The sequence below is a fragment of the Pedobacter sp. UYP24 genome (genome assembly GCF_054057295.1).
The window spans coordinates 55,756-77,779 of the sequence record NZ_JBSRZD010000006.1 but is presented as its reverse complement, the minus strand read 5'-3'; the positions used below and the strand labels follow the sequence as shown (position 1 = coordinate 77,779).

Below are 22,024 nucleotides of genomic sequence, written 5' to 3'. Positions count from 1 at the left end.
AATTAACTAGCCACCATCTTTACATCAATTGCTGAACAAATCTTAAAAGCAGTTATATTTGAGTGATCAATATAAACGATGAAAAATTATTTGGGAGCCATTGCTCTAATGTGTTTGTTAGTAGTACAGGGATGTAAGCAAGAGGGTAGCTACGAAGTTTCGGGAAATTTGAATTTGCCAGATGGCGCAGTGGTTACACTTTGGCCAGATGATCACGCTCATCAGGTTGCGGGTACATCAATAGCTGATAGTAAGTTTGATATTAATGTGGATGGGATTCCAGAAGGAGTTTACGATTTGATTGTAAGCTGGCCAGACCCCAATTTCCTTGCTACCAAAACAAAAAACGGAAGCTTTCTTGCTACGCCAGATTCCTTGACTTCCAATGTGAGACTTTATCTTGAAGCAGGAAATGATTACACATTATCCAGCCCAGTTACCAATTATGCAACGGTGTATGCCCCAACTACTGCTAATCAACATCCATATCCTTTGGCTGTTGCCACATCTTCTCTCAATACGAAAGAGTTGCATCAGATATTGGATTTAAAGGAAAAGATCACTTTTGCTTACCGAAGAAAGTTGGATAGTTTAGATTTGATTGGCAAAGCATTAATGGCTAAAAATGATGAACTCAACTACGGAAAAATCATGCGCGAATATGAAGGACTCAGTAAAAATTTCCATGAAAACGAACAGTTCAAAGCAACACAAAATTTTATTAATAGTCATAGATCATCTGCAGTAAGCGCTTATTTGATCGCTACAGCACCAAATCTAAAGGAACAGAAAACATATTATAAAGCTGCTTTATCACATCTGGATCCCAAATTGAAAGATATCCCTTATGCAAAAGAAGCTAAAAGAAGAACTTCTTTATAATTGATTGAATTCAATCATCTAATTTGCTATTTTTAGCTAACCAAATCTATAGACATGAAACAGTTAGCGCTTATCCTATTACTCTTTATTTCCACTGCTGCAATGGCACAGGAAAAATCTCCTGCTCGTTTGCTGGTTGAAGAAGGGGTTAAACTCCACGATGAGAAAAAATATCCTGAAGCAATAGCGAAGTATAAGGAAGCATTAAAACTGGAGCCAGATAATGCCAATGCCAATTATGAACTGGCCTTTACTTTGTTTGCTACAAATTCCAGCAAAGAAGCTATTCCTTATTTGCTAGAGCTTGTTAAGAAAAAAAGCGCTGTTCAAGCCTCCGCTTATGATATGCTTGGAAGTATTTACGATGATCAAAAAGAGACAGATAAAGCCATTGAATATTTTAATTTGGGGATCAAGACAAACCCATCCTACCAACGCCTCTATTATAATCTTGCTTTAACATATGCTAAAGTGAATAAAAATAAGGAGGCGATGACGCAATTGGAAAAATCATTAAGCTTGGATCCCGGCCATGCCAGCAGTCATAGGTTGTATGCAGTAGTTGCTAAAGCTGAACCGGGAAACAATATTAAAGCGGTGCTGGCTTACTACAATTTTCTAATGCTGGAGCCTGCAACTGGAAGATCGGGGCAGGCATTTAAAGAGCTACAAGAGCTCCTTCATTCGGGCAATTCTGTAAAGGATGGGGTCAATACAATCACCTTTGATCCTAGTTCAAAAGATACAGATCTAAATACCGCTAATCTTGCTATAGCCCTTGCGTTAAATGGTGCCGGAGCAATTCCAGGTGTAACAGAAAAAGATAAACTTGAAGGACAATTGAGTTTAATATTTAAAATGGTTGGTCAAATATCTGAGAAGAAGAAGGATAAAGATTTTTTCTGGAAGTTTTATGCAGATTATTTTTATGCCTTGTCCAGTACAGATTTTGTTCCTGTTGCCACAAAGCTGGTAAGTTTCAGTTCTAATCCTGAAGAGACCAAGACCTGGGTAGGCAGTCATCAGGAACAATTTAAAGGATTGTTAGAATGGGTAAAGCAAAATCCCAGAAAGTTAAATTAAGACAACAATTTCTTATAGAGAAGCCAGGATATCTTGGTTGTACTTTACCCAAACTTCAGAATAATTGACTTTGCCATCAGGGGAATCGTATGTCCCGCTCATGGTAAGAATATTATCTTTAATTATAAAGCCAATGGAATAGGTTTTGCCAATCATGGGGGTGTTTACAGCCTTCACTATGGTTTCAGTGTATAGACTTTCATTCACTACTTTAAATTTACCCTCAGTTGTTTTTCGGGATCCCTTCTCAGTAACGAGGTAGAAAGTAAAATTGCCGTTTTCAAATACTTTAACATTCCGCGGACTGGGATTTGATCCTTTGTTCCCACCATAATTAAATTCCTTTAACTCCCAAACTCCATCCAATATGGTTTGCTCAGCAAATGGTTTAAAACTGGTTAAGGTGCTTGCTGCAAGTAGCAATAAAATAACTAATTTGGATTTCATACAATAAAAATTTGGTGACTAAAGATATGAAAACTTAAATTTGATCCATAAACGAAGCACATAAAAATACAAATGAATAAGTTGAAATACGTTTTAGCCGCAATATCAATAGTCCTTGTAATCATCGTAATTGTCTTAAAAAATAGCAGGCATAACGGCAAAGAAGGTCAAGCTATTGAATCTATTAAGCCATAGCAAGCGCTATTTATTACTTGGAAATTCGTTGATCCACCTAAAACCTTGTTTCGTTAATTCATAATCTATTTTCTCAAGATTGATGGTAACCGGTTTCCCAAATAGTTCACCTTTTAATTCCAGTGTATTGGGCATGGGCGACCAATAAGTAAGCGTATATCTTACCCCAGGCTCATCATTAAAAGATAGCTTTAGGGTTTTCTTATCAGTTTCTATTTGCGCCTTACAGTAGATAAGTTGCTCGTTGCCAAACTTAATAAGAGCCCGGTCGTAACGGTCTAATATTATTCGGTACCATTTATGGCTTAGATAGGTACTATCCGGAGCTGGTGCACTAGCTGGCCATTCTATAGATCTAATTTCATAAGCCCCATATAACGCCTCTTTAGCCTCTGGTTGCTTCGTGATGGATGTATAAGCAGTACTAATAACTGGGATAACGGCACAAATGGTGATTGCAAGGTATTTTAATGAAATGAGCGTTATCGTTTTCCACTTCTTTCTAAAAGCCGGAGGCTGGAGCTCATTAAGCTGAACAGTTTCGCCCATAAAAAACAACCTAAACAAACGAATTAGGTTAGGAGACAGGATAACCAAACACAGAAATACCAATGCGGTAGAAAGGATCTTTACCGGAACATCAAAAAAGTAGTTAATCGCCATAATATTCAGGCTAGTCATCAAACATAACATTGCCCCAATAGTAGCAGTTCTTCTAAAAAAGAGCAGTACACCCATCATTTCGGCAACGAACATAAACGTTTTATAGCCTTCAGAATATCCTAAAAATCGCCAGGCGAGACCCATAGGAGAGGAGTCGCCGTAAGTAGCATTCATGCCAATAGGCGAAGGGCCAGGGAACTGTCCATTATTTAGCTTTGCCAGTCCGTAGTGCACCAACATAAAGCCAACATAAAAGCGGATGATAGTGATGAGCCAGTAATGAAGTTTAGGATAAGCAGATCGCTTATAATCTAAGGCCGACCAAACTACTGTTCCGATAAAGGAAAAGATAAATATGATCAACAAGAGTACATAGGAATAAGTAGTGTCTCCGCTGCCATTGGCCTGAATTTCTATTGGATGGGATAAGTGCAAAATATGGTTTCCAAACCAAATGACCAAAGCCGACTGCCAGTCGTAAGTAAATCTAAAAAGAGGTGCTAGAAAAGTAAAACTTTCATTGTTATACAAAAAGATAAAAGTAATGCAGAGCAGAAATAAAAATCTGAAGCCGATTGGAGAAAGCGTTTTATTCATAGGTGTGCTATTTGGTTGCTTGAATATAAGACGTTTAAATCAATTGCATGTTACATACTGTTACTTTCCGTTTATCTTCCTATCTTCATGTACCTAAATATTTAACCAAATATGAAAATTAAATTAACAATGCTCCTGGCGCTTATGCTGTTCAGTTCAGTATATACCAAGGCACAAGATTTTAAAAATCTTGTTCAAATTGCCGATTCGCTAAAAAAGCAAAACAAACTAATCGATGCATTTGATTATTATAAAAAGGCAATAGATTTAGTGCTTAACGATAAAGAAAAGGTTGATCAAAATGATTGGATAAGTACCTTACACAGTGCGGGGAATTTAGCAGGTACCCTGTGGGATAAACGCCCCGACTTAAGCAGCTTGGCTCAGCAGTATTGGAGCATGATCTACGGAAGCAGGGGTGAAAAACTAGATGACAAAATAGCTTTTCTAAAGGAATATGGTGTTAAAGATTTAATTGTATACAAGGAATTACTGCAAATGGGCCAGTATAATAATGGAGGATGCAGTAATGGTGATACAAGGTATTTAATCTGGTTCGCCAACGGAAAAACATATGTTCAAATGTTTGATATCTGTAACACTTATAAGCCAATTGCAATTCCCAATTCATCACTAAATACTTTTTATAATGCTAACAAAAGCAAGATATTGACGGATAAATTGCTCATTTTTTACAGAGTTTACGATGCAGGAGAAGCAAATTATATGTTTATTGGAGAGAAGGGAGTGCTATTGAGCACCATTGTACACGCGCACGATCTTCTGCCTCCAGTTACTGATGGCTTCAAAGTCAACGCACTTGAACTGATGAATAAAGAAGAAAGCTATAAAAGGAACATGGCAACCAGTTTAGCTAAGTTTGTTCAAATGTTACGGCCAGAGATCGAAAAGTATAATGACAACATAAACTCCGCAGCATCTCGCGCGGCTGTTGGCAGAAGATAGTTGTAATTATTAAACAATAATAAATTTCCCCTCCATGAAACAGATATTGCAATATTTATTACTGATCGCTTTTCTACTTTCGTTCGCTGCTAAGGGTCAGGATGCTAAGACCTATAAATTTAAAAAGCAAGCGCCAAATCAATTTACCATTTCGGGCAAAATAGATAGTCGTGATGCTGGTCGTATTAATAGATGGTGACCATCACAGCCAGCTTTTATTGCACTTATTTTACTGCTGTAGTGTAGAATTTTTTCAATGCAGCGGCCGTTGCCTGAGGCTTATTATCTGAAATCCTGCCATTATAACCAGAGCCTTCAGTTCCATCCCAATACGTTGAATACACGATATTGTGGGTATTCATCCACTGGGTGAATAAACCGATAAATTTTGCACCGTCCAGTTTTACCGAATCCGCACCCGGCGCTCCCCATTCAGAAATGGCCATCGGTTTTTTATGATTGCCCGCAAAACCTACCATCCAGTCCAGGCCACGCGAACGGTTTCTTGCCCATTGCAGCGCCCCTTCAGCGGAATCTCCTGAAAACTCCCGGCTCCAGTAAATGTCTTGGGAAATCACATCAACCGCCTCATTGCCAGGGTACCACTGCTCTACCGGACCTCTGTCTGAAGTAAAGTCCCAAACCATTTTAAAGCGGTCGGATACCTGGTGAAAACTTAAAGCGAACTGCGAGAAAGCCTCCCGGTATGCCTTGGGATCTTCTACTGCTGCCTTAGTCCATGGAAACCATTCTCCGCCCAGTTCCCAGCTTGTTCTTACGTAAATTGGATCCTTGTCCGCAGCTCGCGAGAGCAGGATTTTTGCTGCCCAGGTTTTATACAACTCGTTATGTTTGCCTGTGGAAATCTCACGATTCGCCGCAGCCCCACCGTCATCAGGCGCCATTGGGATAGACCACAACACCCGCCTTCCGCTACCGCCTAAAAACTCCTTCATGTTGATTTGCCAGCCTGGGTCAGGCGCATTCCAGTCACCTGATTTGCCGCCGCTGGTATACCCCAGTACCGCCTGCACAGGACGGCCGAGCCAAGATTCAAACGCCTTAACGCTGGCAGATTCATTTCCTGCATACACGCCAAGGATCATTGGTCTTTTTGCGCCAGAATTTGCCCTCTGGGCACACAAATTACTACTCCCCAGAAGGAAAGCTGCAAATAAAGAAAGGGTAAGTTTAGAGTTATTAAGCATAGCACACCTAAGGTAAGCAATTCAGCCCGGTAAATTATTTTAAACCAACTAGCTTCACTACCTTTATGCCTCGGGTATGATTTATCACCATAGCGGACAAAACGAGTAATGGAATTGCTATCAAAGTAGGGTATCAGTTGGTTTGCAGTCGGGTTGTAGTTTGAATGCCTGCGCAGTCCGTCAGCACCGGATGCGCCGTGAGTCCGCATTTTTACTGAAAAAAGGCGGACTCACCGCGGACTCACTGCGCACTCAGGGCGGACTCACCCCTAATCTCTTCCTATGGCTTCTCCAGTTAATCCCCAGTCCATTATTAATTGATAAAAGAGAATGAATCATTATCGATGAAATTCTCTGCATCACCTCTCTTATTGTTCCGCTCCCTTTTGTTGCCTGCTTAATGCCTCCATTTCGGTCTGAATTCCTTTGTCTCCCTGCTGATGCATGAAATCTTTGAGCTTGGTCTGCAATTCCTTTTTTATAGCTGCATACTGAAGATCCCCGGCAAGGTTTTTTAAATTGTATGGGTCCTTGATCAAATCATAAAGTTCTTCCTGCGGTCTTTTCTCGTAAAATGAAGCACGTGCCGGATCTGTTTCAAGCCATTGCCTGAAAAGTTGAGAATGGGTTACTGTATTTGAAAATTTGTTTTCGTAATTGAGGTTTTGTATATAAAGAAACTTCGAATTTCTGGCAGAACGACTGGCATAGGCATCACTACCCTGGATGATGCCACGCGTTGTTTGTTCTGCAAATACATAATCCCTAGCATGTTCCACCCGGTCGGTAAGTACCTTTTTAAAACTTTGCCCGTCAAATCCCATATTGCCTAAAGCATCTTTAGAACCTGTGTTTATCTTACCAGGATCTCCGCCTGCGATATCAATTAACGTAGGGGTGATGTCTATATAAGCAAGCATCGCCTTATTGCGCGTATTTGGTTGTACTTTACCCGGCCATTTTACAATAAATCCTGAATGCAGCCCCTGGTCATATAGCGTCCATTTGGAAAAAGGAAAGGAGTTACCCTGTTCTGTTGCGAACATGATGATGGTATTGTCCTTTTGGCCAGATCGTTCCACCATATCCAAACATACTCCAATCAAGCTATCCAGATAAGTAATTTCCGCAAAGTAGTTCGCCATTCGTTTACGGGTAAGTTTGGTATCAATCATGTTTGGCCGGAGTGTAATCTTATCTGGATGATAGGCTTGTTGGTTGCCGCGAGTCCATGGCTCATGCGGTTGGTTGCTGGTAAACATCAAAAAGAAAGGCTTGCCTGCTGATTTTTGGATATAGTCTTCAGCTTTACTTAGATCTACATCTCTGCCTTCGCCATTGTCATGTTCCCTGCCACCCAGGAAATCAAATGGATAAGCTTTTTCAGGGGCATAGTGTTTTTTGCCAATTATAGCTGTCCGGTAGCCCAGTTGTTGTAGGTAAACTGGTAATGTTTTGATCCCGTCGTAAATCATCGTATGGTTGGGGTATGCACCGCTTCTTACTGGCGCAATTCCGGTAAGGATGGATTGCCTTGTTGGAGAACAAACCGGAACCATATTGAACATATTATCCAGACATACCCCTTCATTTGCCAGGCGTGCCATATTTGGTGTATGTACTTGGGTGCTTCCGTAGGGGGCAATATCCAACATGGACAGGTCATCAGCCAGAATAAATATAATATTTGGACGGCTCTTGTCTACTGGATTATCTTTCGCTTTATTCATAGACAACAGCGATGCCGCTAAGATGATGAGTGCAAAACCAATGCGATTATTTTTCATAGCCAATTTCATTCCTTAGTGTTTATTCCGTTTAGCAATGATTTTTCTGATTTCATCGAAGGGAACCACCCCAGCCCTTAATGCCCACTGATCATACATTATAGCCATTTTGGTTACTTGATTCGGCATAGAAGCCGAAAGATCATTCAGCTCAGACCGATCTTTGTCCAAATTGTAAAGTTCCCATTTTTTTTGTTTGCCGGGCTGGTATTCACACACCAGTTTCAAGTTCCCCACCCTAACGGCCGAATTGCCTTCATGTTCCCAGAATATTGGTTTTTGATGTACTGGCTGCTCTTTTCCCAGTAGGATAGGCATTAAACTTTCCCCTTCCATTGATGGCATTTGCTGCCCTTTATAAACAGAAGGGTATTTAGCACCTGAAACTGCAATTACTGTGGCCATTATATCAGGAAGGAATCCATATTGATCTGTAAATTTACCTTGGGTGGCTTTTGGAATCATTTTAGGCCAATGCACAATTAACGGAGTACTGATGCCACCTTCATTAACCCAGTGTTTATATTTTTTAAACGGCGTATTGGATACGTTTGCCCAGGATTGCCCATAACTGAGCATATAGCCTTTTTTGGTACCCAAGTTTTCCTTTAATCCAGCTCCAAGATCGCCACCCTCTGCGCAAGCGCCATTGTCAGAAAGGAATAGAATTAACGTGTTGTCGATTTCCCCCGACTCGGTGAGCGCCTTGACAACCCTGCCTATATTCTGATCCATCCTGTCGATTTGCGCAGCATATAGTGCCATTCTAAAATCCATTTCATCTTGCTTTTCCAGACTCAGCTTGTCCCAGTCGGCAGCATCGTCAGCAGAAAGGCCTGCGCTTTGTTTAAGTACACCCATTTTCATCATTCTGTAGTAGCGCTCCTTTCTAAGGGCGTTCCATCCGCTTTTGTATTTTCCACGATATTTCTTTACATCTTCCTGCAAAGCATTTAAAGGCCAGTGGGGACTGGTATAAGCCAGGTACAAAAAGAATGGAGCTTTTGCCTGTTGGCGATTTTCTTCCATGAACTGGATTGCGTGATCCGTTAGCGCATCGGTGAGGTAGAAATCCTTACCCTCTGGCTGTACACGTTCATTCATTAAACTAAGCCCCCTCAATCCAGTAGGGTTAAAATAATTTGTCGCCCCTCCCAGTATCCCATAAAATTTATCAAAGCCCCGCTGAAGCGGCCATTTTTGACGGTCGTGAAAACCCACATGCCATTTACCTGACATCAGCGTTTGATAACCTTTGGATTTCAATACTTCTGCAATGGTAACACATTTATTATTAAGTGATCCCTGATAACCTGGCAAGTTATACTGGAAAGCAGTGCTGTCTTCTGGATCATTGGTCATGTGACCAATTCCTGCCTGATGTGGATACAGTCCGGTCAATAAAGAGGCTCGGGTAGGACAGCACCTTGCGCCGTTATAAAATTGTCTAAACCTGATCCCACCGGCGGCAAGCTTATCCAAATTAGGGGTTGCTATTTCGCCCCCATAACAACCAATATCAGCATATCCCATGTCATCTGCCATAATGAGTACGATGTTTGGTGCTTTTTCAATAGTTGCTGCGGCTATATTTTTGGTAGGCCTGAAAGCATAACCAGCTAGCAATACACCAACTGCAATTGTAATTCCAATCGATTTTTTAATTCCAGACTTCATAGCTTATGTTAATCAATGTAGCAAGTTACCAATTTCCGGACAGACTAATTTTTCCATTTTAACTATATTTGAGAACCTACTTTAATCTGGGTAATAGATTTTAGCATGCAGTAACCTTTTATGAACCAATTATTAGAACAGTTCCACAGTCACTTTAAAAACTACTATAAGCTTAAAGAAAATGCCCAGCAATACATATTGGAGGAGCTTCGTAATTATGCCAATGAAAACCCACAGCAATTTATAGTCGATTTAAAGGAGTTTTGGTTTGACTGGAAGATTATGCCTTTAGACTTTGTTATACAGGCTCTGGCGAAGGATGGCGCGCAGTGGGAGCCCTTCTTTATAGAACTTCTTGAAACCCTCATCGCAGAAGCGAAGAAGTCCGATAAGCCAAAGCCTTATCTTTCACTTCTTGGCGGCTTTGCTTATGTTGAGTTAGAGAATAAGCAATTCGGTCAAAAGGTTGTTGATAGGCTAAAGCCTGAACTGGATTCAGAAAACCTAGCTATAAAATTAGCTGCAATAGAAAACCTAACATATTACAGTCGTAATCCTTTAATAGCAGGGAAGGATCTTTTGATTGAAAGGCTATGCGAAAACCTATATCATGAAAATTGGAAAGTAAGGGTTTCCGCATTTAATTATTTGGGCTATGAGGGTTTACTTCCGAAAGGTTTTAAACCAAAATTTACCGATTTGCTAAAGAAATGGACATTAGGTACGCCGAAGGGTTAGTGCGGCAAATACCTGCGGATCCTTCACAACCGGTTGAAGCTTAGCTTTTACTGCACTTATTTTACTGCTGTAGTGTAGAATTTTTTCAACTCATCGGCCGTTGCCTGCGGCTTATTATCTGAAACCCTGCCATTATAACCAGAGCCTTCAGTTCCATCCCAATACGTTGAATACACAATATTGTGGGTATTCAACCACTGGGTGAATAAACGGATAAATTTTGCGCCATCCAGTTTCACTGAATCTGCACCCGGCGCTCCCCATTCAGAAATGGCCATCGGTTTTTTATGCTTGCCCGCAAAATCTACCATCCAGTCCAGGCCACGGGAACGATTTCTCGCCCATTCCAGCGCCCCCTCAGCGGACTCTCCTGAAAACTCCGGGCTCCAGTAAATGTCCTGGGAAATCACATCAACCGCCTCATTGCCCGGGTACCACTGCTCTACCGGACCTCTGTCTGAGGTAAAGTCCCAAACCATTTTAAAGCGGCCGGATACCTGGTGAAAACTTAAAGCGAACTGCGCGAAAGCCTCCTGGTATGCCTTGGGATCCTCTACTGCTGCCTTAGTCCATGGAAACCATTCTCCGCCCAGTTCCCAGCTTGTTCTTACATAAATTGGATCCTTGTCCCCAGCCCGCGAGAGCAGGATTTTTGCTGCCCATGTTTTATACAACTCGTTATGTTTGCCTGTGGCGATCTCACGATTTGCCGCAGCCCCTCCGTCATCAGGTGCCATTGGAATAGACCACAATACGCGCCTTCCGCTACCGCCTAAAAACTCCTTCATGGTGATCTGCCAACCAGGGTCGGGCCTATTCCAGTCTCCTGATTTGCCGCCACTGGTATAGCCCAGTACCGCCTGCACAGGACGGCCAAGCCAGGATTCAAACGACTTAACGCTGGCAGATTCATTTCCTGCATAAACGCCAAGGATCATTGGTCTTTTTGCGCCAGAATTTGCCGTCTGGGCACACAAATTACAACATCCCAGAAGGAAAGCTGCAAATAAAGAAAAGGTAACTCTAAAACTATTAATCATGGGACACCTAAGGTAAGAAATTTAGTCCGGTAAATTATTTTATACCCGCTAGGGTAGAGGAATATCCTTTTTCGCCTATTGGGTCAACAAAAACAAGCAAAACAGGTTTTCTTCGATATAGAATGCGTAAAAATCGGTGTTTAATGGGTGTGTTCTGGGTGTTTGATGGGTGTTGGCTCGGTGTATTCACCCAGAACATACCCCTTAAAGGCCGAAAAGACCCAGAAATAGCACAACGCTGTATCCAACTCATATAAAAGACCTTAAACAATAAATCCCCTCAAACTGTTGTCAAGGATGAAGATCGCCAGTTACAACATCAATGGAATCAATGCCCGCCTGGAAAACTTGCTGCGCTGGCTTGCTGAGGCTAAGCCCGATGTGGTTTGCTTACAGGAACTAAAAGCTCAGGACAAAGACTTCCCTCAACTTGCTTTACTTAAAGCAGGCTACCATTCCATTTGGCAGGGTCAAAAAAGTTGGAATGGTGTAGCTATTCTTTCCCGATATGGAGAGATTAAAGAAACACGGCGCAATCTTGATGGCGATCCGGAAGATCTTCACAGTCGCTACCTAGAAGCCTTCATCAATGGTGTAGTAATCGGTTGCATTTACCTTCCAAACGGCAATCCATACCCTAGTCCGAAGTTCGATTATAAACTAAACTGGATTAAAAGGTTAACCAAACACGCAAAGCGATTAAATGAATTCGGAATGCCTGTCGCACTGATTGGAGATTATAACATTATTTCCACCGAACTCGATACCTATAAACCAGAAAAGTATATTGAAAATGCCCTATTCCGACCAGAAGCCAGGAAGCTGTGGCGCGCTTTATTAAAGCAAGGCTGGACGGATGCTTTCCGGGAGCTTTATCCTAAAGCGCAGGTGTATACCTTTTGGGATTACATGCGTAATGCCTATGGTCGTGATGCAGGCTTAAGGTTAGACCATTTCTTGTTGAACGACAGGATGCTGCCCTTGTTAAAAGATGCTCAGGTAGATAAGGACGTGCGGGGATGGGAGCATTCCAGTGATCATGCGCCAGTTTGGATAATGCTTCAAGAAGTTACCAATTCAAACTAGTACCTGCCAAATTCAAATCTCCGTATACTAGCTAAGCTGGAAAGGCTTTACTTTGATGTAAATGATTCCAACTTACTATATGCGAAGCACGATCACGCTGTTACTTTTCTTTATCTTCCACACCTGTGTAGCACAGAAGTTGGAGATGGACCTGGATCATATCCACCCTGTGATAGTCAATGATAGTCACGGTGATTCCATCAGGAAGTATTTTTCCTTCACCTTTCATACCAAATCGGGCAACCTGTTTAAGCAAAAAAGCCATACCATGACGGCTTTCTTCTCCAACTGGCTGGCAGTTACCCCTGAACATGTATTGGCAAAAATACCAGAACTCAAGCTTCTTCGCATGCCCAAGCCAAATGAAGCCATATCAATGCCTTTAAATAGCTATTCTGGCGCCTACGCCATACCGATTTTGGATTCTGCAGGGATTATTATCACAGTAAATGGAATCAATGCAGAGAACGCAAATCAATATCAATTTCGGGTACTGGAAAACAATAAGAAAGTGGTATTGCCTTGGACCCATCCAAAAATATTTGCCAAGGCATATTTGATGACCAAAATTGCAGATTCTACTAAAATTGATGATGTTACTGCATACCTGGGGCTTTTTAAAGGGGCATACGGTACGGCCCTCACCTTTGAGGTTAGGGACACTAACTTTCCTGATAGCCTAAATACCTCTATGACGGCCTATTGGCTAAAATGGAAACCTAAAGTAGTAGGCGTATTTACCTTTGCTCAACTACCTGATTTTTTGGCCGTTTTTAAAAAACAATGGCGAAGGAGTTCAGTTGGCGAGACTGCTACAGACTGGAGCACAGATTCCACATTATTGAAACTTAAAAGGAACTTTAGTCACGAGGAGAATAACCTGATCTTCTATCTGGATGATATTGTAATCTCCAAGCGGATTATTGAATACCGATTAATGCATGGCAGGGACAGCACCCAATGGGCAGTTAACGACTTTGATTTGAATTTAGTTTGGCTTAAAAATTTAGCGCCTGGCAAATACGAGCTTCAAATCCGCTATAGCGTACAAAGATTGAATGTATGCAAATATGTATTTACCATAAAAGCGGCCTGGTACCAAACACTTTGGGCTAAGATAGGGCTAAGCATTCTTGGTTTGCTGGCCGTTGGTTTTGTAGTCCTTTTATGGAGGTCCAGAAAGCAGGCGGCCAGGCTTAAAGCTCAAAGCACCTTGAAACAAATGGTGCAGACTGAGCTTAAGTCCATCCGCTCCCAATTTAACCCTCATTTTGTATTCAATGCGCTCAGTTCTATTCAAGGCCTGATTACAAAAAATGATTCAGAAAACGCCTCCAAATATCTGATTGAGTTTAGTAGCCTCATGAGGGATTCACTAAAAGCCAGCAACAATGAATTTGTGAGCATCGCCAGTGAAACTAAAATACTGGAGAACTATTTAAAACTGGAAAAGTTACGTTTCGGATTTAATTACCACATCAGTGCAGACATCAAGATTGATACACATGCAATTGAAATACCGAGCCTGTTTTTACAACCACTGGTTGAAAATGCAGTAAAGCATGGGATCTCTTCACTTCAGGAAAAGGGTATGCTTAGCGTGTTATTTGAACAGGCGGGTAACGATATGGCGGTACACGTAACGGACAATGGTAAGGGCTTTGATGAGCAGATCCACTCTGATGGGTTTGGGTTGCAATTGACCAAAGAAAGGATCAAGTTATTGAACCAAACGTTAAACGAACAGCAAATTCAATTCTCTGTAAGCCGGGTAGCAGAAAAAACACAAGTAACAGTTCATTTTAAAGATTGGTTGATATGATCAGGGCAGTAATAATAGACGACGAGAAAAACAACATTGATAATATTGTGGGCTTGCTTAAAAAGCAAGGTTTACCGGTTGACATTGTGGGTAAAGCTACTAATGTAGAAGATGGCTTGAATACCATTGCAGCCACTCAGCCAGATTTGTTGTTTCTGGACATTCAAATGCCGGATAGGAATGGCTTTGATCTGCTTAAAGCATTGCCACATTACCAATTTGAGGTGATTTTTGTTACCGCTTACGATCAATATGGTATACAAGCCGTAAAATTTTCTGCCATAGATTACTTATTAAAACCCATCAATCCAGAGGAGTTAAAGACCGCGATAGCTAAAGTAGAAGTAAAACTTAAACAAAAGAAGCAAAATTACCAGCTCGAAAACCTAATGGATCTCATTAGAGACAAGGATGCTAAAAAGGACCATAAATTGGCATTGGCCTCTACTAAAGAAATTCGCTTTGTGCACACCGATGAAATTATCCGTTGCGAATCATCAAATGCTTACACGCAGTTTTTTCTTACAGATGGGAAAAGCATCCTGGTCTCTAAACCCATATTCGAATATGAAGAATTGCTTCAGGATTATGAATTCATCCGCTGCCATCAGTCTCACTTAATCAATATAAAATTTATTAAGAGTCTAGTCAAAGAAGATGGGGGATACCTCCTCCTAAATGATGATACACGGTTCCCTATTTCCAGGGGCAAGAAGGAAAGTGTATTGAAAGCATTGCACACCATTAAAAAATAAATACATATGAAAAAGCTATTAATACTCTTGCTGCTAATTTCTTGCAGCCAACTGAACGCGCAAACTAAATCTTCATTAACCATGGAAGATAAAAAAATGGACGCCTACCTGATGAGTCGCCAGCCTGCAAAGCTCGTTGTTCAGCTTCAAAACCTTCCAGACCCTGGCAAAAAAATAACCATAAGTTATAGCCTTGTACAGCTTGGTATTGGTTTTCAGGTTAAGAAATATGCGGAAACTGATGCCAATGGTCGCGCTGTAATTACTTTGGAGCAAAACTTACCCTATCAGCAAATTTGGTTAAGCGCTGGCGACTACCTCTATGCAAGCATCTATGTAAACGAGGGACTAACAGTAACCATAGACACAAAGCAAGTTCCTAATGGTGGGGCTTACATGATTGGCGATGGCGTAACTTATTCCGGTATTGATGGCCAGCTCAATACGGTGATGAACAAGAGGGTGTTGTTCCAGAAAAAAGAAAAAGAGGATTTGTTTGACAAGTTGAGAAAACTGAGAGCAGACAAGAAGCAATATTCTGGTGGTGTTTTGACTGTCAAGACCGACTCTATCCTAAAAGAACTTATCCTACAAGATGAGCAATTCTGCAAGGAATATCCGAACTATAAATGGGCAGTTAACAATGAGATGCGATCTGATTTTTATGGTGAGTTATGTCTCCTTTACTCCGGTCAGGAGATGCCTGCTAAACTTTTTACGGAGATCAGTAATCATCAGCCCTACTTTACAAGTAATGATGGCTCATTATTTTACAGATACCTAAATTCCTACACCTTACGCTCAGCAACGAATAAGAATTCTAAAAGCCTGTTGGATTATTTGAATGCATCAGACAAGTTGTATGCTGCAAAAAAATCTGATATCCTAAAGCTACATTTCCTGGAGATGTATAGAGACCAGTATGCAACATCTTACCCTGTCATCATCAATAGTCTCACCACAGCATGGTGCAAAAACATTGCAACAGTTGAGTTGGCCAGCATGCAACAGATGCGAAAAAGGACAGATAGTCTGTTATCCCTGGCTAAGACCATAACTAGCACTGCATTTGCAAAACCTATGGTAAAACTACCTTTTGGTGCTGAGCTTTATCATTTGGACACGGTAAGTAATGTAGATGACTTTATTGTAAAGCTAAAATCTTCATTTGCTAAAAAAGCCATCATTATAGACTTTTGGGCAACTTGGTGCGGGCCATGTTTATCTGATTTGCCTTCCAGTAAAACTTTACATGAGCAAAATAAGGACTTAGCTATTGAATATGTTTATTTGTGTACCAGTGGCGGTTCTACAATAGATACCTGGAAAAATAAGGTAGCAGAATTGCAAATTCCCGGCACACATATTTTTGTCAATGAGAAGATCATTAGTCAGCTAAAAAAGGCTTTTAACGCCGAAGGCGGATTCCCTACTTATGTTGTGTTGGATGCAGATGGGAAAGTGAAGACCAATGCCATCAACAGAATGGATATGCTGGATAGGGAAAGTGTAAAGAAAGCAACAGGACTTAATTAATAAGGCTTTTTGTCAATCGGCCTTTTTGTCATTCCGAGGTTACGAGGAATCCGAATTCTTCTCTTAAAAATATTAAACAAGAGATTTTTTTCCTACTTTTAATTCTCTCAATGAGTCGCCTGTTGCGACTCATTTTTCTTTAGATATGAAATATTTATTAACTGCTGCTAGCGTGTTTTTATAGTGTGTATATTCGTTGTACCAATATACTATGTTCTTGCTAACAGTAATATGCTTTGTAAAAATGAATGTGATTGCCAGTTATTAAAGCTGATGGGAGTAGTTGCATTTTCACTATTCCGCCACACAGTTTAAATAATTTTGTCAAGCTGGATTTCACAAAAGAACTGGTAGTACAATCGGGGTAAATCTGACGAAAAGTTGCCCCATCCTCTTTTCATTAAAATACTTATATTAGAGAAACTAAATGTAAGAATGAAATTTAAAATTATCGCTTTTGCTGTCACCATGATGGCATTTATTTCTTTAAATAGCAACGCACAAAATATTAATATTGAAGGAACCTGGAAACTGGTAGCTCAAAAAGTGATCAATTCTGATGGTGGGGTAACTACATCAGACAGTGCTGCACTAAATACTGTGATAATTTACACGCCAACCATGTATGTTAACGTGAGTGAACGTAAAATTCCCCAGTATGATAACCAAAAAATCGTGATTTCCTGTGCCGGCGGTCATTACTCTTTAAAAGGCAACGACTATCAGGAGTTCACTGAATTCGCATCCTACAAAGATTATAAGGATATGAGGGTTAAGTTTACGCTTACTATAGAAAATGGTAAAATGCATACTGTTGGCACCCTCAGCGGTGCTGATGGGAATGCGACCACCTATGATCAGTGGTTTATCAAAGTTGACGTTCCCGTACAAAGCAAACTGCTTACAGGAAACTGGAAAATGGTGTCTCAGAAAGTGACCAATCCAGATGGAAGTTTGTTCTCTGCGGACAGTACCTCCAGGACCGTACGTAAGCTCTTCACGCCGGGCATGGTTGTCGTAATACGTGAACAAGTGATGCCTGAGGCAGGTAACCAAAAAATTGTAGTATCCTGCGCAGGTGGAAGTTTTACGTTAAAAAATGGAGAATATGAGGAGCTCATTAATTTTGCCTCGTATAAGGATTATAATAGCATGAAGGCAAAGTTCAATTTAAAGATTGAAAGCGATAAACTCCATACATTCGGCTCACTTATAGATTCAAATGGTCTGGTCTCCATCTATGATGAGTGGTATGTGAAAGAAGATTAGCGCAGTTGTAGTTTGCATAATGATTGCCGTCCTGTTTATTCCGTCACGATTTTTATTTCAACAATTATGTAATGCGGGATCTTGTAGGTATCCCACCATTTCTCAGGGGGCACGCCATTGGCAGTGATGGCGCAGTAGAAAAGGTAGCCAGGTTGCTTAGGATCTTCATATGGCAATGAATAAGCAAATATTGGAAGCGTAGTATTTACGGGAATGCTCTTAAACGCCTCGTTAGTAACCAACCCGTCGCGCAAACTATAGCGATCATCTGCTAATCGTTTGTATGTTCTTGGAATTCTTTGGTTTAGAATGCCGTAGAGGAAAGTTACACTATCTCCTTTTGGCTTGGTTGTTAACGATATAGTTGTACTAGAGTCGATGTTTTTGAACTTGTAATATTGCTTTGCGACTTCAGCAGGGATCAATTCCTCACTTTTTACAATTTTGCCTTTGAGGTATTCTTTTGTAGTAAATAATAAGTACGGATTTCCTTTGAGTTGTTTCTTTTGGAAGCTCACTTTATAGTAATCGATACGATCGAGTTCAGCTAATATTTTGACTTCTTCATTTTTGAAGCCGTATTCAGCCTTGGCTTTTACACTGTCAATAGATTGGGCATCTGTTTTTTGAAACGACAGCGTGAAGGCTACAATAGCGACAAGAATCGCAGTTTGAGATTTAATCATAAGATTAGCGTATAATTGGTTGTTTGTTGATACGTTTTTTCGAGAAAGGTAACCCGGTAAAACTTTTTCCATCTGGCCTTTGTTGGTAGCTTATATTTTAGCCGATGAAAATAACTATAGAAGATTTCCTGGCCAAACCTGGAAAGAAAATTAAGCTTTCCAGTTATGGAACAACGTACGAAGGTAAACTAGAGAAGGAGCAGGGGCTGGCCGATTTGGAAGAACTGAAACAGCAGCTTAATGTTAGTCAGCAGAAACTCTATGCATCTTCCAGTAAAGCATTGCTGGTAATCTTCCAGGCTATGGATGCTGCGGGTAAGGACAGTGCAATTGAGCATGTGTTTACAGGTGTCAATCCTCAGGGCTGTGAGGTACACAGCTTTAAAGCACCAACATCAACTGAGTATGCTCATGATTTTCTATGGCGCCATTATGCGGCGCTTCCTGCCCGTGGAAAGATTGGGATACACAACCGTTCTCATTATGAAAACGTCCTGGTAAGTAAAGTGCATCCGGAATTCCTGATGAATGAGCATGCAGAAATTAAAACCGGCGAGGAAAATTCTTTTTGGGAGACCCGTTATGAAAGTATTCGCGATTTTGAAAAGCATATTTCCAGGAACGGTATGAAAGTGGTTAAGATATTTTTGCACTTGTCTAAAGACGAGCAAAAGCAGCGCTTTTTGGATCGGATAAACGACGAGACTAAAAACTGGAAATTTGCTGCTGGAGACTTAAAGGAACGCGAGCGTTGGGATGACTACCAAAAGGCCTATCAGCAAGCTATTGCTGCCACGAGCACAAAGGATTGTCCGTGGTATATCGTTCCGGCAGATAACAAATGGTTTGCCAGATTGGTTATTGCAAATATTGTGCAGCAGAGCCTTGATAGTCTCGGGCTGAAGTTCCCCACTACCGACAAGAAAAAAAGCCTGGCCATGGAGGAATATAAGAGAATGCTTTAAATTTCGGTTTGAAGCTCTACTCCACGCTTAAATATTTGATAAAATAGACAATTAGAGTGCTCAATCCTGATCCATAAACTCATAATAATGCCTGCCCCCAAAAAACTTTGAATTAAAATGCTCCTTTCCTAGGTAATTTATTCCAACCGCTGATTAGAACTTCTTTTTTCCGTGGTAAAGGTCATCTGGCACACCTGACTTTATCAACACCCCATATTCTTTATTGGTAATCCCATATTTACTGTTCAAGTCCGCTTTGGTTAGCAGGGTTATTGCCTTAAATACTTTATCGTCGATTGTTGCCAAATCGCCCTCGTAACTGGATGTTAACACCTTGTCGTTTAAAATGTATTGAACTGAAGCGGTATCTCCAGCCAAATTGGTAATCAATTTTTCGTATTCTGGTGATTTGCTTTTAAAATAACGCTCGAATCTCTTCCTCGCGAAAGGTATTGTTTCGAAAAAAATAACGCCGTCTTTTCCAGGCTCCCCTGCAAGTGCTATGGCTTCCTTTTTACCTAAAATATTTATACTTGCTATACCCTTGATATCGTATTGTTGTAAACCTTCATGGTCTACATTTACGCTGTCTACAAAGCAAATTGGTTCACCGCCAAGTTTCTTTAAAACTTTTTTTGGTGATTGTGCTGAAGCCGTGATAGCTAAAATGCTTATGAGCGTAATTAAAGAGCGTGTTTTCATAATGTGTATATTCGTTATACCAATGTACTGTTTTATTGGCCATAGTAATATTCTTTGTAAAAATGATTGTTAAAGTGGATTTCACAAAAGCACTGGTAGTATAAATTAAAGCAACGGTATGTTTAAGAATCCTTTTTGTTCAGAAGGTAGCGCTGAGGGTAACTTTGTCATTCACAATCGCCTTGTCATTCCGAGAATACGAGGAATCTGGATTCTTCGCTGCGCTCTGAATGACAAGGCGATTGTGAATGACAAAGAGGTTGTAAATGACAAAGTGGCTCTTAAAGCATTGGTAGTACAACCGCAGTAAATCTGACTAAAAGTTGCCACATCCTCCTTTCATTAAAATACTTATATTAGAGAAACTAAATATAAGTATGAAATCTAAATTTATCGCTTTTGCTGTCACCATGATGGCATTTATTTCTTTAAATAGCAACGCACAAAATATTAATATTGAAGGAACCTGGAAACTGGTAGCTCAAAAAGTGATCAATTCTGACGGTGGGGTCACTACATCAGACAGTGCCGCACTAAATTCTGTGAAAATTTACACACCAACCATGTTTGTTAACATAAGTGAGCGTAAAGTTCCTCAATATGATAACCAAAAAATCGTGGTTTCCTGTGCCGGCGGTCATTACTCTTTAAAAGGCAACGACTATCAGGAATTCACTGAATTCGCATCCTACAAAGATTATAAGGATATGAGGGTGAAGTTTACGCTTACTATGGAAAATGGTAAAATACATACTGTTGGCACCCTCAGCGGTGCTCATGGGGATGCAGACACCTATGATGAGTGGTTTATCAAAGTGGACGTTCCCGTACAAAGCAAACTGCTTACAGGAAACTGGAAAATGGTGTCTCAGAAAGTGACCAATCCAGATGGAAGTTTGTTCTCTGCGGACAGTACCTCCAGGACCGTACGTAAGCTCTTTACGCCGGGCATGGTTGTCGTAATACGTGAACAAGTGATGCCTGAGGCAGGTAACCAAAAAATTGTAGTATCCTGCGCAGGTGGAATTTTTACGTTAAAAAATGGAGAATATGAGGAGCTCACTAATTTCGCCTCGTATAAGGATTATAATAGCATGAAGGTAAAGTTCAAGTTAAAAATTGAAAGCGATAAACTCCATACATTCGGCTCACTTATAGATTCAAATGGGCAGGTTGCCATTTATGATGAGTGGTATGTGAAAGAAGATTAGCGCAGTTGTAGTTTACAAATAAATTAACGCATCCTTATGTTTAGAAATCCTTTTTATTCAGAAGGTAGAATCTGCAGGTTGGAATATGGCTTAAGCTGCCTCATATATGCTTGTGTTTATATTGCTGTACATTTCACTAAGATTTCATTAGCAACATCGCCAGTTTTATTTTTAGTTTTAGAGCTTCCATTATTCTGGTTTATTTTGGCTCAAGGTGCAAAAAGATGTCATGATATAGGAAAAAGCGGTTCGTGGCAGTTTATTCCTTTTTACAGTTTTTGGATGCTTTTTGCTGATGGAGTTATAGGAAATAACCAGTATGGTCCAAATCCTAAAGGTTTGTATTATGATGAATCCTTGCCTGAAGAAAAGAAGGCAGACTTCGGACCTATAGATGATGTTGATGAGGACGGTATAATAAAGCCAAAGGAGTAATTTATGATTGAGTACTTTGTGGTTCTAATAGTGCTTTGTCCTTCCGAGGATACCATTGTCCTTCCGAGGATCCATTGTCATTCCGAGGATACGAGGAATCTGGATTCTTCGCTTCGCTCTGAATGACAAAGCCGCTCTGAATGACAAAGCGGCTCTGAATGACAAAGCGCTATCGCAATTACAAAGCGCTATCGCAATGACAAAGCACTTCTGAATAGCAGAAGCATCTTGATGCTAACACATATCTAAAAATTTAACATTTGGGGTGGTTGAA

General features: G+C 40.6%; 21 protein-coding genes. 13 read left to right on the top strand and 8 right to left on the bottom strand.

Annotation, left to right across the window (positions count from 1 at the left end; translation table 11 throughout):
• Nucleotides 1–78 precede the first annotated feature (78 nt).
• Both ACVWYN_RS12225 and ACVWYN_RS12220 read left to right on the top strand, forming a co-directional pair.
• The gene (locus ACVWYN_RS12225; RefSeq protein WP_457289151.1) at nt 79–882 is read left to right on the top strand and encodes a hypothetical protein; all 804 of its coding nucleotides are present in this window, start codon (nt 79–81) and stop codon (nt 880–882) included.
• Between the two features lie 54 nt (nt 883–936).
• On the top strand, nt 937–1,965 hold the full coding sequence (locus ACVWYN_RS12220) for a tetratricopeptide repeat protein (RefSeq protein ID WP_457289150.1): 1,029 nt from the start codon (nt 937–939) through the stop codon (nt 1,963–1,965).
• A 12-nt stretch (nt 1,966–1,977) separates the two neighbouring features.
• Here the strand turns inward: ACVWYN_RS12220 and ACVWYN_RS12215 are convergent, their stop codons facing one another.
• Both ACVWYN_RS12215 and ACVWYN_RS12210 read right to left on the bottom strand, forming a co-directional pair.
• Nucleotides 1,978–2,412: a DUF4488 domain-containing protein gene (locus ACVWYN_RS12215; RefSeq protein WP_457289149.1), complete on the bottom strand. Its 435-nt coding sequence runs from the start codon at nt 2,410–2,412 to the stop codon at nt 1,978–1,980.
• A gap of 201 nt (nt 2,413–2,613) precedes the next feature.
• Entirely contained in the window at nt 2,614–3,867 is a 1,254-nt protein-coding gene (locus tag ACVWYN_RS12210) for a hypothetical protein (protein ID WP_457289148.1), read from the bottom strand.
• A gap of 111 nt (nt 3,868–3,978) precedes the next feature.
• Here ACVWYN_RS12210 and ACVWYN_RS12205 point away from each other — a divergent pair, with 111 nt between their 5' ends.
• Together ACVWYN_RS12205 and ACVWYN_RS12200 are read left to right on the top strand one after the other, a co-directional pair.
• The gene (locus ACVWYN_RS12205; RefSeq protein WP_457289147.1) at nt 3,979–4,833 is read left to right on the top strand and encodes a hypothetical protein; all 855 of its coding nucleotides are present in this window, start codon (nt 3,979–3,981) and stop codon (nt 4,831–4,833) included.
• Between the two features lie 34 nt (nt 4,834–4,867).
• Nucleotides 4,868–5,032, top strand: a complete 165-nt coding sequence (locus ACVWYN_RS12200) for a hypothetical protein (RefSeq protein WP_457289146.1) — start codon at nt 4,868–4,870, stop codon at nt 5,030–5,032.
• A 25-nt stretch (nt 5,033–5,057) separates the two neighbouring features.
• Here the strand turns inward: ACVWYN_RS12200 and ACVWYN_RS12195 are convergent, their stop codons facing one another.
• The 3 genes from ACVWYN_RS12195 to ACVWYN_RS12185 form a co-directional block, all read right to left on the bottom strand.
• Nucleotides 5,058–6,041, bottom strand: a complete 984-nt coding sequence (locus ACVWYN_RS12195) for a glycosyl hydrolase (RefSeq protein ID WP_457289145.1) — start codon at nt 6,039–6,041, stop codon at nt 5,058–5,060.
• Between the two features lie 368 nt (nt 6,042–6,409).
• Nucleotides 6,410–7,828 carry a sulfatase family protein gene (locus ACVWYN_RS12190; RefSeq protein WP_457289144.1) on the bottom strand — a complete coding sequence of 473 codons (1,419 nt, stop codon included), beginning with the start codon at nt 7,826–7,828 and terminating at the stop codon, nt 6,410–6,412.
• Nucleotides 7,829–7,843: 15 nt separating this feature from the next.
• Complete coding sequence (locus ACVWYN_RS12185) at nt 7,844–9,505, bottom strand: arylsulfatase (RefSeq protein ID WP_457289143.1); 1,662 nt, start codon at nt 9,503–9,505, stop codon at nt 7,844–7,846.
• Between the two features lie 120 nt (nt 9,506–9,625).
• Between ACVWYN_RS12185 and ACVWYN_RS12180 the strand changes: the two genes are divergently transcribed.
• Entirely contained in the window at nt 9,626–10,243 is a 618-nt protein-coding gene (locus ACVWYN_RS12180) for a hypothetical protein (RefSeq protein ID WP_457289142.1), read from the top strand.
• Between the two features lie 56 nt (nt 10,244–10,299).
• Here ACVWYN_RS12180 and ACVWYN_RS12175 read toward each other — a convergent pair whose 3' ends face one another.
• On the bottom strand, nt 10,300–11,283 hold the full coding sequence (locus tag ACVWYN_RS12175) for a glycosyl hydrolase (RefSeq protein WP_457289141.1): 984 nt from the start codon (nt 11,281–11,283) through the stop codon (nt 10,300–10,302).
• 297 nt (nt 11,284–11,580) lie between these two features.
• Between ACVWYN_RS12175 and xth the strand changes: the two genes are divergently transcribed.
• From xth to ACVWYN_RS12150, 5 genes are all read left to right on the top strand, one after another.
• Nucleotides 11,581–12,369 carry an exodeoxyribonuclease III gene (gene xth, locus ACVWYN_RS12170; protein WP_457289140.1) on the top strand — a complete coding sequence of 263 codons (789 nt, stop codon included), beginning with the start codon at nt 11,581–11,583 and terminating at the stop codon, nt 12,367–12,369.
• 61 nt (nt 12,370–12,430) lie between these two features.
• Entirely contained in the window at nt 12,431–14,191 is a 1,761-nt protein-coding gene (locus tag ACVWYN_RS12165; protein ID WP_457289139.1) for a sensor histidine kinase, read from the top strand.
• Complete coding sequence (locus tag ACVWYN_RS12160) at nt 14,188–14,946, top strand: LytR/AlgR family response regulator transcription factor (RefSeq protein WP_457289138.1); 759 nt, start codon at nt 14,188–14,190, stop codon at nt 14,944–14,946. The genes ACVWYN_RS12165 and ACVWYN_RS12160 overlap by 4 nt, the downstream gene beginning before the upstream one ends.
• Before the next feature lie 6 nt (nt 14,947–14,952).
• Nucleotides 14,953–16,482 (top strand): TlpA family protein disulfide reductase, encoded by a 1,530-nt coding sequence (locus tag ACVWYN_RS12155; protein WP_457289137.1) that lies wholly within the window; start codon nt 14,953–14,955, stop codon nt 16,480–16,482.
• Between the two features lie 435 nt (nt 16,483–16,917).
• A complete protein-coding gene (locus ACVWYN_RS12150; RefSeq protein WP_457289136.1) occupies nt 16,918–17,751 on the top strand; it encodes a hypothetical protein in 834 nt (277 codons plus the stop codon).
• A 35-nt stretch (nt 17,752–17,786) separates the two neighbouring features.
• On the opposite strand, the gene ACVWYN_RS12145 is transcribed toward ACVWYN_RS12150, so the two are convergent.
• Complete coding sequence (locus tag ACVWYN_RS12145) at nt 17,787–18,509, bottom strand: hypothetical protein (RefSeq protein ID WP_457289135.1); 723 nt, start codon at nt 18,507–18,509, stop codon at nt 17,787–17,789.
• Nucleotides 18,510–18,541: 32 nt separating this feature from the next.
• On the opposite strand from ACVWYN_RS12145, the gene ACVWYN_RS12140 reads away from it, so the two are divergent.
• A complete protein-coding gene (locus ACVWYN_RS12140; RefSeq protein ID WP_457289134.1) occupies nt 18,542–19,402 on the top strand; it encodes a polyphosphate kinase 2 family protein in 861 nt (286 codons plus the stop codon).
• Nucleotides 19,403–19,555: 153 nt separating this feature from the next.
• On the opposite strand, the gene ACVWYN_RS12135 is transcribed toward ACVWYN_RS12140, so the two are convergent.
• Nucleotides 19,556–20,104, bottom strand: a complete 549-nt coding sequence (locus ACVWYN_RS12135; protein ID WP_457289133.1) for a hypothetical protein — start codon at nt 20,102–20,104, stop codon at nt 19,556–19,558.
• Between the two features lie 377 nt (nt 20,105–20,481).
• Here ACVWYN_RS12135 and ACVWYN_RS12130 point away from each other — a divergent pair, with 377 nt between their 5' ends.
• Entirely contained in the window at nt 20,482–21,315 is an 834-nt protein-coding gene (locus ACVWYN_RS12130) for a hypothetical protein (RefSeq protein WP_457289132.1), read from the top strand.
• Nucleotides 21,316–21,351: 36 nt separating this feature from the next.
• Complete coding sequence (locus ACVWYN_RS12125) at nt 21,352–21,750, top strand: DUF805 domain-containing protein (RefSeq protein ID WP_457289131.1); 399 nt, start codon at nt 21,352–21,354, stop codon at nt 21,748–21,750.
• The last annotated feature ends 274 nt before the right edge of the window (nt 21,751–22,024 follow it).